This is a genomic window from Bradyrhizobium sp. HKCCYLS1011, assembly GCF_051167795.1.
Taxonomy (GTDB): domain Bacteria; phylum Pseudomonadota; class Alphaproteobacteria; order Rhizobiales; family Xanthobacteraceae; genus Bradyrhizobium.
The window spans coordinates 530986-543892 of the sequence record NZ_JBNPTT010000004.1 but is presented as its reverse complement, the minus strand read 5'-3'; the positions used below and the strand labels follow the sequence as shown (position 1 = coordinate 543892).

At 61.1% G+C, this 12907-nt stretch carries 10 protein-coding genes; 4 read left to right on the top strand and 6 right to left on the bottom strand.

The features are described from left to right. The gene (locus ACQR1W_RS15575; protein ID WP_434851577.1) at positions 1-1404 is read right to left on the bottom strand and encodes a cytochrome ubiquinol oxidase subunit I; all 1404 of its coding nucleotides are present in this window, start codon (positions 1402-1404) and stop codon (positions 1-3) included. A gap of 858 nt (positions 1405-2262) precedes the next feature. Between ACQR1W_RS15575 and ACQR1W_RS15570 the strand changes: the two genes are divergently transcribed. Further along, positions 2263-2607 (top strand): LysR substrate-binding domain-containing protein, encoded by a 345-nt coding sequence (locus tag ACQR1W_RS15570; protein WP_434851576.1) that lies wholly within the window; start codon positions 2263-2265, stop codon positions 2605-2607. Positions 2608-2911: 304 nt separating this feature from the next. Here the strand turns inward: ACQR1W_RS15570 and ACQR1W_RS15565 are convergent, their stop codons facing one another. Then, complete coding sequence (locus tag ACQR1W_RS15565) at positions 2912-3901, bottom strand: ABC transporter substrate-binding protein (protein ID WP_434851575.1); 990 nt, start codon at positions 3899-3901, stop codon at positions 2912-2914. An 87-nt stretch (positions 3902-3988) separates the two neighbouring features. Then, the gene (locus ACQR1W_RS15560; protein ID WP_434851574.1) at positions 3989-4771 is read right to left on the bottom strand and encodes an ABC transporter permease; all 783 of its coding nucleotides are present in this window, start codon (positions 4769-4771) and stop codon (positions 3989-3991) included. 255 nt (positions 4772-5026) lie between these two features. On the opposite strand from ACQR1W_RS15560, the gene ACQR1W_RS15555 reads away from it, so the two are divergent. Continuing rightward, positions 5027-6637: a GMC family oxidoreductase gene (locus ACQR1W_RS15555; RefSeq protein WP_434851573.1), complete on the top strand. Its 1611-nt coding sequence runs from the start codon at positions 5027-5029 to the stop codon at positions 6635-6637. A gap of 57 nt (positions 6638-6694) precedes the next feature. Here ACQR1W_RS15555 and ACQR1W_RS15550 read toward each other — a convergent pair whose 3' ends face one another. The 3 genes from ACQR1W_RS15550 to ACQR1W_RS15540 form a co-directional block, all read right to left on the bottom strand. Further along, positions 6695-7852 (bottom strand): hypothetical protein, encoded by a 1158-nt coding sequence (locus ACQR1W_RS15550; RefSeq protein ID WP_434851572.1) that lies wholly within the window; start codon positions 7850-7852, stop codon positions 6695-6697. Positions 7853-8075: 223 nt separating this feature from the next. Next, positions 8076-8897 (bottom strand): ABC transporter ATP-binding protein, encoded by an 822-nt coding sequence (locus tag ACQR1W_RS15545; protein ID WP_434851571.1) that lies wholly within the window; start codon positions 8895-8897, stop codon positions 8076-8078. Between the two features lie 10 nt (positions 8898-8907). After that, positions 8908-9948 carry a TAXI family TRAP transporter solute-binding subunit gene (locus ACQR1W_RS15540; RefSeq protein ID WP_434851570.1) on the bottom strand — a complete coding sequence of 347 codons (1041 nt, stop codon included), beginning with the start codon at positions 9946-9948 and terminating at the stop codon, positions 8908-8910. Positions 9949-10445: 497 nt separating this feature from the next. Here ACQR1W_RS15540 and ACQR1W_RS15535 point away from each other — a divergent pair, with 497 nt between their 5' ends. Both ACQR1W_RS15535 and ACQR1W_RS15530 read left to right on the top strand, forming a co-directional pair. Continuing rightward, entirely contained in the window at positions 10446-11447 is a 1002-nt protein-coding gene (locus ACQR1W_RS15535; protein WP_434851853.1) for an ABC transporter substrate-binding protein, read from the top strand. 439 nt (positions 11448-11886) lie between these two features. After that, complete coding sequence (locus ACQR1W_RS15530) at positions 11887-12777, top strand: hypothetical protein (protein ID WP_434851569.1); 891 nt, start codon at positions 11887-11889, stop codon at positions 12775-12777. Positions 12778-12907: the final 130 nt, after the last annotated feature.

The following is a 12907-nucleotide window of genomic DNA, read 5'->3' as shown; positions in this document are numbered from 1 at the left end:
TCACAGCCCCACCCCCGAGCTCGCCGCGGACGCTGGCGTGCCCTCGGCAATTGCCAATGGGCGCTTCGGATTGGTCACGAGCTCGCCAGATCGCGGCGCGGGCCCTGTCTTGAGCAGACGATAGATGTAGAGCGTTCCGAAGCTGAAGATGAGGAGATAGATCGAGACGAAGAAGATGAGCGACGCGACCGTCGCGCCAACGGTCAGCTCCGGCGAAACGGCATCCGCGGTTTTCAGAAGGCCGTAGACGGCCCAGGGTTGCCGGCCAACCTCGGCGGTGAACCAGCCGGTGAGAATGGCTGCGAACGGCAGCGGAAAACTCAGAAAGATGCCCCATAGCAGCAGGCGCCGCTGCTCGAGCGTTCCCTTGATCAGCCGAAAGGAGCCTGCCCAGGCGAGCGCCAGCATGATCAGGCCGCAGCCCACCATGATGCGGAACGCGAAGAACGGGATCAGGACGGGTGGCCGCTCAACGACCGGAAAATCCGCAAGGCCGACCTCCTTCGAACTGAAATTGCCGACCGCGACCAAGCTGCCGAGCCAGGGAATCTTCATTTCGTAGCGGTTCGTCTCCGCGGCATCGTCGGGAACGGCAAGTACGACTTCGCCCGCAGGTTGCTCATCATGCCATCGCGCCTCGATGGCGGCGAATTTCGCCGGTTGCAGCTCGTGGACGTATTCACCATTGAGGTGCCCATAGAGCAACTGGATCGGCATCAGAAGCGAAGCAAGCACAAGACCCATCCGCAGCATGATCCGTGCTTCATCAACGAAGGTAGCCCGAAGCGCGTACCAGGCTCCCGTGGCAGCGACGCAAAAGGCACCGGTGAGATAAGCGCCGATCAGCATGTGCGGGAAACGAACCCAGACGACTGGACTGAAAATAATGGCGCTCCAGTCGGTGGGAACGTAGAGACCGTCGCGCAAGACGTAGCCGACCGGCGCCTGCATCCAGCTGTTGTTGACCATGATCCAGAATGCACTGAACGTGGTCCCGAGCGCGACCATCAAGGTGGAGAACAGATAAACGAGCGGAGGCACGCGGCATCTGCCGAAGATCAGAACGCCGAAGAACGACGCCTCCAGGGCAAAGGCCGTGAAGCTTTCGTAGACCAGGAGCGGCCCCTGGATCGGTCCGGTGGCCTCCGACAACCGGCTCCAGTTGGTGCCGAACTCGAATGCCATCACGACGCCGGAAACGACACCAAGTCCGAAGGTGATGCCGAATATCTTGAGCCAGAAGTCGAACAGCCTGCGATAGACCGCCCGGCCGCTCATCAGATGCGCTGCCTCCAGCACGACCAGCCAAGCACCGAGCCCGATGGTGAACGACGGGAAGATGATGTGAAACGACACCGTAAATGCAAACTGCAAACGGGATAGCAGTAACGCCGTCAGGTACATCGAATGTCTCTCGTCGTTTCCGCGCGAAGGCGATCGTCAGAAGAAGCCGATTGGAAGTGACCGAACGGAGCGCGATGTCGTGAACGCCCTTTCGCCCAAGCTCCGACCGACGCTTCCATCTGTCCGACGCAAGGAGAATGTCGTTGGCCGACGTTTCGTGCAGAAGCGACACGACTGTCAACGCTGAAAGTTCTTCAGCTCTTTGTTGAATCCTGATCACCGTGCCGTGTGATCAAGAGATCGTTGCAACGCTTGGCGCCTTCGAAAATGACGGCGACCAAGCCAATTTCGGTTTTGTGAGATCGCCGCCCGTCGTGCGGACGGGTTTCGGTTGAGCTCGAACATGACCAGATGGACCTGCCGCGCCGCTCCGGGCGCGAGAGGAAGCGACAACCAGACTGGTGACGCAGCAGTGCCGGACGGCTGCGAATTGAGTCACCCCCACGTCGACTGGGTCCAACGCGGCGCTCACGGTCCGCGATCAGGGGACGGACGGCAAACTGGCGTTACACTCTTCAACACTCGCGAGCATCAGGCTAATTAGCAACGTGAATGCGCCCGCTGTGCCAATCTCGATGCCGCCAGCCGCCGACCGGTACACAGACTTTTCTACAACGCGCCGATCAAATCACTCACGGCTTGGTGCTTCGCAGGAGGCGAACTGTCATGCCCGGTTCGAGCGCAGGCGCGCCCGGCAGCGGATCGCCGCCCATGCGAGAGTATTGCGATCGTGATCACCGAGCCCATGTGCAACCCGCCAAGCCGTATACTTCGAGCGTTACCCGGATGCGTTGAAAGCTTCGGGAATCATTTGGAACGACCGCGCTGCGCCAGAGCCACCAGGCACAGGGGACTGAAATGGAATTGACGTTGCGCACTCAGCATGGGGTTCGGCATGGGCTGGCAAAGAAAGTAGAAATCCCGCTGCGTGATTTGGCTCGCGAGCCTCTGATCTGTTTCGAACCCGAAACGCCGCACGGAGCCATGGTCTCGCAATTGTTCGAGAAGGAACGCCTCCCTGCGCGCGTGGATTTTCTCATCAGGCATGTCGAGACAGCGGTCGGTCTCGTTGCGAACGGCGTCGGAATAGCTCTGCTCGACGAGTTCTCGGTCGTCGACGCTTGGGAGCTGCCGATATCGGTCGTCCGCATAAGAACAGCCCGATGCTCAATCTGCATCTCCGCTGGAACAAAGACGTTGTGAGACTACAATTTTTCAAGCGGTTCGAATCTTTGCTGTCGCGTTTGCTTGATCGCGACAAATGATACGCGCCTCGGTCAGCGCGCCTGCTCGGAATTCGAGGTGACGACGGCGCGCGGCCGAAGTCGAAATCAAGACGGCCTAGGTCGCTGCCGCCGGGCGCCGGCGTGAGTAGAAGGTCTACTCCCACTCTCATACATCTTCACGCCCCGTTGAAGACCGCGCCCGAGCGCACGCAGCCTGCAAGGCCCGCGCGACGAAGGCCACGGCGGCCCCCCCCGGGGGGCGTACCGCCGCGCTCCGCGCTTCAAGCCAACGTCTTGAGGTAGAGGCTCGGATCGAAATAGGTGCTGGCCGGAGTGAAGTCCTTGACTCCCGCATTGGCCATGAAGAAATCGGTTGTCTGTTGCAGCCATTTGGTGACCGTACCGTCGGTATAGTATTTCTTCCACTCCTGCGACGTAAACATCTTCTGAGCTTTGAACTGCTCCTTGATATCCGCGATCGGGGTCTGGCTATAATGACCTTTCTGCAGTGCTTCGAGAGCCGCGTCGCTTTGAGCGATCATATAGTCGTTGGCTTCGCTCCAGCCCCTGATCAGCTTGGCGAGCGTTTCCTTGTTCGCGTCATAGAAGCCGTTGGCCGCGGCCCAGCCATCGATGATGGCAGCTTGCGGATAATAGGCCGATGCGTCCGTGAGTTTCACGGCATCCGGCACCTTGTCCCGCACCGCGACGTTGAACGGCACCCATAGCGCGACCGCCGGCACCGCGCCGGATATGAATGCCGTTACCGCCGCCGGCATCGGCTGGTTGACGAGTTCGACATCCTTGGGATCGACGCCGTTGGCGCGCAGGGCACGGTCGAGGAAGACGTGGGCCGTGGTACCGGTCGACGTCGCGATGCGCTTGCCCTTGAGATCGGCATACGATTTGATGCCTGCGTCCGAGTGCACCCAGAGTTGCGCGGTCGCAACCTCGATGTCGTTGATCAGGAACACCTTGCCTTGTCCGCGCGCAGGAAAGTTCGAGAGCACCGCACCCGTTGCAAGGACATCGAGACTGCCGCCGACCATGGCCTGGAAGACTTCGAGGCCGGTGTTGAACTGACGCAAATCGAGATCGAGGCCCTGCTTGTCGAAAAAGCCCCGGTCGACGCCCGTCCAGATCTGGCCGTCGACCGCGACCGTATGCAGGTAGCCGACGCGGAGTTTCGTCTTGCTCTGCGCGAGCGCTGGAGCGGCGAGGCCTGCGACCGCCGCCGTCAGTGTCGTCTTCAGGAATTTTCGCCGATGCATGGTCTGCTCTCCCGTTTTCCGATCGGTCCGTTGATCGTCAGTGAACTGAACTTCCCGTCAGGTGCGGTCCGGTGGACCGCCCATCGGCTATCGCAATGGACTCGCGCGCTCCTGCCAAGCCAGAAGCCGCGCAGTGATCCGCCGCAAGATCGTATCCATGATCAACGCTACCACTCCGATGCAGATGATGCCGACGTAGATCACGTCGAGAAGGAAATAGGCTGCGGCATTTTGGATCAGGGCGCCGAGGCCGCGTTGCGCCGCGATCAGCTCCGCGGCGACCAGGGTGGCCCACGCAACCCCGAGGGCAACCCGGAGCGCGGTCAGGATATGCGGCAAGGTCAACGGGATGATGACCTTGCGGAAGATCTCCCATTCGCTCGCACCCAGGGTTTGTGCGACCCGAATGTAGAGTGGCGTGATCTGGGACACGCCTTCGTACATCACGATCACGCCTGAGAAGAAGGCGGCGTAGAATAGGATCACCAGCTTGGCCACTTCATCGACGCCGAAATAGACGATCACCAGCGGGATCAAGGCGATTGGCGGCAGCGCACGAAAGAAGTTGATCATGGGGTTTGCGAGCGCGTGAGCCGACTTATACCAGCCGAGCAGAAATCCGGCGGGAACAGCCGCGAGAATACCGAGCGCAACGCCAACAAAAACGCGCCGCGTTGATACGTAGATGTCGAACAACAGCCCCTCTTTGTGCAACAGTTCGACAAATTTTGCGCCGACCTGATGCGGAGCCGGGACCAGCGAGGCACTTACGAGACCGCTCGCGTGTATCCCGTACCACAGTACAACCGCGCCGATCCAGGGGGCCGCCCGAAGCGACCATTGCCTCAGAACCTGTCCGCGCTTTGCCATGCCATCTTTCCCGCCGCACGGTTGCTCTGCTCGACGTGATAGTCGAGATGGTTCGATCATTCAACGATCGCGCATTGGCGTGCCAGAGCGAAACGACCCTGCAACCCTCGTATTCAAAATCGCCGTCGCTTGGCAGAAAAAGCTGTTCGATGCTGGCCAAACCGTGCATCCATGAGCCTCGTTGCAGCTCGATCGATGTGAGATGCGTGAGGCCGGCCATGATGTCCGATAGATCTTATGCACGACGGAAGGTCCATGATGGCTCAGGGCTATGACTACGTCATCGTTGGCGCGGGCTCGGCTGGCTGTCTTGTTGCGAATCGCCTGTCGGTCGATCCGGCGTGCCGGGTGCTGCTGCTCGAGGCCGGAGGATCGGATCGCAATTTCTGGCTCAGGCTTCCCGTCGGCTACTATCGCACCATCTACAATCAGAGATTCTCCCGCCTGTTCGTGACCGAGCCGGACGAGACCACTGGCAACCGCGCGATCGTGTGGCCGCGAGGCCGCGTGATCGGCGGCTCCTCGTCAATCAACGGCCTGATCTTCATTCGTGGCCAGAAGGATGGCTTCGACGATTGGGAGCGCCTGGGTGCGAAAGGTTGGAACTATCGTGAACTGCTGCCGTACTTCCGTCGTTACGAGCGCTACCGCGGCGGCGAAAGCCAGTATCATGGTGGGCTGGGCGATTTCGACGTCTCCGATCTGCGCAACGACAATCCGGCCTCCTCGGCCTGGGTGAAGGCCGGAGTGGAGTTCGGCCTGCCGCACAATGCGGACTTCAATGGCGAGACAACCTTCGGAGTCGGTACCTATCAACTCGGGATCGGCTCCCGTTGGCGCACCAGTGCAGCATCGGCCTTCCTGCGTCCGATCGCCGATCGCAAGAACCTCACCATCATCAAGGGAGCCCATGTTACCCGCGTGCTGTTTGCTGGCCAGGTCGCGGTCGGCGTCGAATGGATCGAGGGAGGTCAACGCCTGAGCGCAACGGCGGATCGCGAGGTGGTGCTGTCGGGCGGAGCGCTGCAATCGCCGCAGCTATTGCAGCTGTCAGGCGTTGGGCCAGCCGAGTTATTGCGCAGCATGGGAATTCCCGTGATCGTGGATTCCCCCGAGGTGGGTGCGAACCTGCAGGATCACTATCAAGCGCGCATTATCGTGCGGCTGAGGCGGCCGATCTCGCTCAACGACCAGGTCCGCAACCCGTTCCACCTTGCACGGATGGGCCTGCAATGGGCGATCAGCGGCAGCGGCCCGCTGACCGTCGGAGCAGGACAGGTCGGCGGCGCCGCTTGCACCGAACATGCGGTGGGCGGCCGGCCCGACGTGCAGTTCAACGTGATGCCGCTGTCGGTCGACAAGCCCGGCGATCCGCTGCACCGCTTCTCAGGCTTCACGGCCTCGGTCTGGCAATGCCACGCCCAGTCACGCGGCCAGCTTGCGATCAGGTCGACCGATCCTCTCGACCAACCGCGCATCGAGCCGAACTATTTCGCCGCCGAACTCGACCGCAAGACCATCGGCAGCGGCATGCGGATGCTGCGCGACATCTTCCGGCAGACCTCGTTTCGTCAGCTCTGGGATGTCGAAATCGCGCCGGGTGATGCCGCGACCAATCCGGAAGCGCTGTGGGAGTTCGCGCGAACCACCGGCGGCACCGTGTTCCACTGCTGCGGCACCTGCCGCATGGGCAGCGACGAGCGCGCCGTCCTCGACCCGCAATTGCGCGTCCGCGGTGCCGACCGCCTCCGTGTGGTGGATGCTTCGGTGATGCCACTGATCACATCGGCCAACACCAACGCAGCCAGTCTGATGATCGGCGAGCGGGGCGCTGCATTGATTCAGGACCGCGGGGCGCCAGCCTGATCTACCCGAAAGCTTACGATTCGAGCTTGAGAGCGGACGCCTCGAAGATCACTCGTCTCAGCGTCCATAGGTGGTCGCAAGCGCATCGAGCTGGCGCTGCGCTTCCGGCGCCCCCCACTCCCGTGCCCGCTGATACCACGTCCGGGACTGCGCCAAATCGGGGCCGGCGTCGGCGGCGCCGGATTGCCGCGATAGGATCGGGTCGTAGGTCTTCGCCAGGACATAAGCAGCGCGTGGATCATGCGCATCGGCGGCCCGAAGCAGGAGAACACGCGCGCCCTTTACGTCGCCGGTCGCAAGCATTTCCTGTGCGCGCCGGATCAGGCTGCCAACCTCATTGGCGGTGAGATCTCTCGCGACTTCCGCGGGCGCTGGCGCCGCTGCGGCGGGCTCCGGAGCCGGCGCAGCGGCCGAAGGCACAGTGGGCTGAGGCGTAGTGGGCTGAGGCGCCGAGGCGGCGACGATCGGCGCAGGGGGAGGAGGCGCTTTCCAACCCAATTGGACCACGGCCGAGACCAAGACGGTCCCGTCTGCGCCCCGCAACTCGGCCAGGAGCTTGACCTCGCCTGCAAAGTCGGTCGGCGGCGTCACGACGACATCTGTGGCGGCCTCCGCCGGGACGCGCCACTCGCCCAGGCTCGTCTGTGTGCCGGATGTAAGCCGCGTGCCGATCGGCAGACCTTTGACGGTGACGGTCGACCCCGGCTCGGCCTTGTCGATGGCGACCCCGAGCTCGAGCGGCTCGTTGATCGCTCCGCTTTGATTGCGAACGACCAATGTCGGCGCCGGGCGGCGCGGCGCAGCCGTGAAAAGCCGCGCTGGGGCCCAACCGTGCTCTTCGAACGTCGACTGCGCCTGCGGAAACAGAACGACATAAGTCAGCGCGGTCGCGGCTGCACCGATGATCGCGATCGCAAATGTCGCCAGGCTGGGGCCCGATTTACCCCGCTGCAGCATGGATGCGTTCAGCTCTTCGGCTTCCATCTGCTGCCGCATCGCCGCGGCAACGGCGGCGCTAAAGGCATCGGACGTGTCGCCAGCGCGCGTTTCCTTGGTCTCCACGACGCGCAGGTGCGGCGCCGGCTCATCCGCCCGGCGCAGCGGTGACACGCCATCGTCTTGACGAGGCGCTATCGATGCGCCTCTGGCGTCCGATCCCGGTGGCGCATAGTAGGCAAGGCTGTTGGGATCGTGATTCTGCTTGATGTCATTCACGCTGAACCCCCTACTCGCTCTCGATTCTGTAGCGACGTCGGCCATCATTGGTTACGCCGGGCACCTCTTCCCGGCGAACTTGCTCATGCCGTCGACGGCCCTCCGGTCGCGTTTCCTCGCCGAGGCGCAACCCCATGTCCATTCATCCGTACCGATGCAATCGGAGCATCATGACCGGATTTATGCTCTTGACGATGACTCATCTTGGCGACGCACTTTCTGTCTATTCGGAGAACGACGCCGGCCGGTTCTGGACCTGCTGCGCCCGATATTCTCTCATCACCAAACCGCGCACATATTTGCGCAATTCGCCGAATTCCGGGTATTCCTGGATCGCCTCGCTACGCGGATAGGGGATCTTGACGTCGATGATCTCCCTGATCCTTGCCGGCCGCGCCGTCACGACGACGATCCGCGAAGCCAGGTAGATCGCCTCCTCGACGGAGTGCGTGATGAGCATCACCGTCTTCTCTTCCGCGGCGAGAACACCCAGCAACATGTTCTGCATGTTCGCACGGGTCTGCGCGTCAAGCGCCCCGAACGGCTCGTCCATCAGAAGGAATTTCGGTTTGACCGCATAGGCTCTCGCGATTGCGAGCCGCTGGCGCATGCCACCAGAGAGATGCTTGGGGTACGAATTGGCGAAATCTGAAAGGCCCATCAGCGAGAGATAATGTTCACAGATCTCGTCGCACTCTCTGGCCGGGACGCGGTTGGCCTTCAGCCCCAACCCGAAAGCAATATTGTCTCGGACCGTCAGCCACGGATAGACCCCATATTCCTGGAAGATGACGCCGCGTTCGGAGCCTGGCCCTGTGATCGGCCGGCCCTCAAAGGTGACGGCACCGCTGGTAGGCTTCTGGAATCCAGCCAGCATGCTCATCATCGTCGTCTTCCCGCAGCCGGATGGGCCGATCACCGCGACAAAGTCCCCACCGTGGATGTCATAGCTGACATCTTCCACGACGGTCATAGGACCGTTGGGCGTATCGAAATCGAGCGAGACCCGATCGAAGCTGGCGAGAGCGGTTTTCACGGAGGTCACAGCACAGCGCCTAATGTTTCTTGGCCTCGGTCTGAGACCATTCGAGAAACTCCTTGAACAGGCGCTGCTTGTCCGCCGGCGTGGCCTGAGGCCCTCCCTGCCGCATTGCGAGGAACTGATCGAATTTGGCCTGCTGCAGCAACTCCCGTGCAGCCGGGAAACGCTGCCAGCCCGGCAGTTCTCTGGAGAAGTCGACCTCCTTCCACTTCGGATGTCGGGGTTGCTTCTGGAGGTCGGCGAAATGCGCGAACAGGTTTTCGACGAATTTGGCTACCCGACGATAGCGCTCGCTCGACGGCTGCCAGTTATTGGTGATCAGCACCGAATCGATCGCAATCGTCTGAATCGACTGCCCGTCATCGACCAGGTTCGGATACAGCGCGTGTTCAAGCTGAGCCGGCAGATAGACGTTCTCCAGCGTCCGGGTATAGGGGATCTCCAGCAGATGCAGGTTGTCGCTCGCAGCCACGTGCGACAGCGCCCCTGACGGCTTGCCGGAGAAGAAGACCGTCGCCGCGATCTCTCCGTTCTTCACGGCGACGATCGCATCCGACTGATTCATGTTCACTTCCTGCACGTCGACCGACAGCAGCCCGAAGACGTCCCGCGACGTGATCTGAGTGCTTGATCCCGCCTCGGAAAAATTGACCTTCTTGCCGGCGAGGTCCTGAAGCGACTTGATGTTGCGACTGGCAATCACGTGCATTTCTTCGGGATAAAGCCGAGTGATGTAGTTCAACCGCTGATCGAGGTCCGCCGTGAGTTCGCCGGTCGAGGCAAAATATCGCAGCATCTGGGTCGAGGTAATGCCGACGTCGACACCACGCAGATAGAGCACGTCCCGGATGTTCTGAGCGCCGCCCAGACCTACGATCGGTAACACCCTGAGGTCGTCGCCGTTGAGGACCACCGCAAGATCATGCGCGACATCGAGCGAGGTCTCTTCGGGGCTGCCTGCGATGATGGTCACGGTGTTGGCGTTCAGCTTTGCCTTCCACTGATCTTCCAAACGGCCTGGCAAGGCGGCCGGCCGGTCCGGCGTCAGCACCATGGGCGTCCGCTCGGCAACCTTCTGAGCACGAACAAGCGGCCCAGCTGCAACTACCAGGACGAGCGCGAGCATTCGCGCCAGCCATACAATCTCAGGTTGTTTTATGGTGAGCTCCCTGCAAGGCGGAAGAGCATGCCTGTCCCATTGGAGCATCATCATTATGTTCCCGATGGCGGGAATTGGCGAACACCCCGCGCAGGCTGAACTCTGGCTGCAGACCCTGTGTTCGGTTTAAGGCTTTTTTTCGCTCGCCCTCTGGTCGAACAATGAAGAATCGCACAAATGCTGTTTTTCAGAAATCGTAGTTCGTCATTTGATGCGTGCGGTCGAAACTCGCTTTTTTGCCAAACTCTCGCTGCTTTGATGTGGCGCGGCCGCTCCAGGTAAAATGCACGCATGCGTGCATCGCTCTGCAGGATGAGAGGATCTTGGTTGCGGGCCGAAAAGATCACTGTGATTGCTGCGCCCCATCATGGGCGCTGGGGAGGAAAGTGATGATGGACCGGCGCGAATTCATTGTGTCTGCATCTGCCGCAGCGGCGACAGCTGCGATCGCGGCACCGGCGGTCGCAGCTCCAATGGCGAAGACGAAGTTGCGCATCGGCTATCTTCATACGGTCGCCGTGGATGAGCAGATCTGGCTCGCCGACCATCTCGGCGCCTGGGCGCGCAACGGGCTCGATCCGCAGTTCAATGAGTACAAGACCGGCATCGAGTTGTTCAACGCGATGGGGGCTGGCGACATCGACATGCTTGCGACCGGTGCGGTGGTCTCGAATTTTCCTGCACGTGGACAGGGCAAGATGTTTTTGGCCAACTCAATCGAATACGCTACAGCCCAGCTCTGGGTGCGCGAAGACATGGGCGTGCGGCAGTTCGCAGATTTGCGCGGCAAGCGGGTCGCGACCACAGCCGGCACGACTGCCCATGTGTTCCTCGACAACGCGCTACGCGAGAACAAGATGACGGCGGCCGACATCGATCTCGCGGGCATGCCGATGCCCCAGGCGGTGGACGCGTTCATCACGGGCAATGTGCCCGCCGTCGCGCTATGGGTACCTTTCAACATCGCCGTGCGCGAGAAGGTGCCGCAAGCCAAAATGCTGCTCGATGCCGGCGTGTTCTATCCGAGCGCCGCAGTGGTCGACGGCTGGGCGGCCTCGAACACGTACTACGCAGCCAACAAGCCCGTGCTCGCGCGCGTCGTCCGGGCCTGGATCGAAGCCAATGATATGCTGATGGCACGCACCAACGAGGCACTCGGCATCCTGCACGACAAATACTATCCGCAGGTTCCGCTGCGCGACATCAAGGAGCAGTTTGGCGCAATGCGCGTATTTCCGACCGCGGTCTGGCGCCGGCTCTACAGCAACGGCACCATTGTCGAATGGCTACAGCAAGTCACCGATTTCTACGCACGAGTGACCAAGATCGCCAATCCCGTACCAGCGGCACAGTATTTCGATCCCAGCATCTTCTTATCGGTCACCAAGGACTAGAGTCGGTAGCCGCACTCTGCGCCGCCGAACGCCGCGCAACGTTGGACCACGTTCGCTGAGCGCGCCCATAAGGCCTCTCCCCTTATCAGCTCGCGCGGCCTTGATGAGCAGCTTGACCTCGCGGGCCGTGATGACATCGTCCAATCAGTGCACCACCTGCCTCGCAGTTCAGGCTTTTCATGCCAGTGAAGCACACCGCTTAACGGCTCTTTATGTTCTTTTCGCTCGCTAGAGCCGACGCCGGATCAATTGCCGCAGTTGCTAACGAGGAACTGTCACCACTGAACATAACGGACGCGGCTCCGCTAAATAAGGCTCTGCCGGAGTTCCCCTCAGAACGATCGGCTTGCATTACCGGCTCTCTGTCTTAGTCGGCAGATGCTCCTATATTTTTCTCTGCTGTCGAGATTCTCGGCTCAACCACTCTGAAAGGTCGACCATGATGAAAAGCTCGGCCGTTATCCTGCTGACGACATTGATTTCCAATGTTACGCATCTTCCTGTCCCGGAGGGACTGAGCTTCCTTTCGGCTGGTCTGTCTTACAACCCAACGTCGTCAGAGACCACACCAGATGGCGTCGCCCCGCGGGGGACAGGCGGCGGACCGATTGATCGTTCCTGCCCAACCGAAATTACGTTCACGCGGGCGCTAAGATATAAGGACGACGCTTCGACTGTCCTCGACGTCGCGACCGCGCCGGCCCCGCCGGACGCCAGACGGCCGGTGGTTGTGTTCTTTCGCGCCGCAGCGGAGGAACAATTGTCGCTATCGACCGACGTCATCCGCTCGGCTATGTGCTTCGCCGCTGCGCACGGCCTAGTTGCCGTTCAAGTTTATTACCGCGAGAACGAAAAGGAATGGTCCGAGGGCACAAAGGATATCGCCGCCGCCATATCTTGGGTGTCCGAGAATGCCGATTTATTCGCGGCCAATGTCTCGGAAATCGTCCCCATCGGTTGCGGGCCCAGCGCGTCCCGTTTATTGAGCATCGTGATCGATAAGGAATTTCAACTGAAGGGCGCGGACATTGCGGGTCTAATATTGGTGTCGCCGGCCTTCCGCGAGTCCGACCGTTCGATCGAGCGCGGGCTATCCAATATCAAAATCCCGATCGTGCTCGCCTGGTCATCGAGCGATGCGCCGGATCTCAGATCCACAAGCGAAAGGTTCAGAGCACTTCTCTGCGAAGCGGGGCATTGCCCGCGCGCTGCCGTAATCGGACAGCCGGGAAATCCGGCGTCAGTCTTTGATTTGGATGGAACGAGTGTCGACCTCCATGGACGACTGCGTCAGCTCATCGGCCAGCTCGACGCGCGTGGCCTACCGTGAGCGATGCCCTCTCACGAGGAGCTGTCCGGCTGTTGGAACAGCAAGCCGTATCTTGCGTGTTGGCGAGGGGCTCGGGCGATCGAACTCCGATATGCCTGCTAGGCTATCTGACGAAAGCCGAAGTCGGGTC

Bases quoted from the DNA above. Each gene is read 5' to 3' on its own strand.
- ACQR1W_RS15575 (WP_434851577.1), bottom strand. From the start codon at position 1,404: ATGTACCTGACGGCGTTACTGCTATCCCGTTTGCAGTTTGCATTTACG.
- ACQR1W_RS15570 (WP_434851576.1), top strand. From the start codon at position 2,263: ATGGAATTGACGTTGCGCACTCAGCATGGGGTTCGGCATGGGCTGGCA.
- ACQR1W_RS15565 (WP_434851575.1), bottom strand. From the start codon at position 3,901: ATGCATCGGCGAAAATTCCTGAAGACGACACTGACGGCGGCGGTCGCA.
- ACQR1W_RS15560 (WP_434851574.1), bottom strand. From the start codon at position 4,771: ATGGCAAAGCGCGGACAGGTTCTGAGGCAATGGTCGCTTCGGGCGGCC.
- ACQR1W_RS15555 (WP_434851573.1), top strand. From the start codon at position 5,027: ATGATGGCTCAGGGCTATGACTACGTCATCGTTGGCGCGGGCTCGGCT.
- ACQR1W_RS15540 (WP_434851570.1), bottom strand. From the start codon at position 9,948: ATGGTGCTGACGCCGGACCGGCCGGCCGCCTTGCCAGGCCGTTTGGAA.
- ACQR1W_RS15535 (WP_434851853.1), top strand. From the start codon at position 10,446: ATGGACCGGCGCGAATTCATTGTGTCTGCATCTGCCGCAGCGGCGACA.
- ACQR1W_RS15530 (WP_434851569.1), top strand. From the start codon at position 11,887: ATGATGAAAAGCTCGGCCGTTATCCTGCTGACGACATTGATTTCCAAT.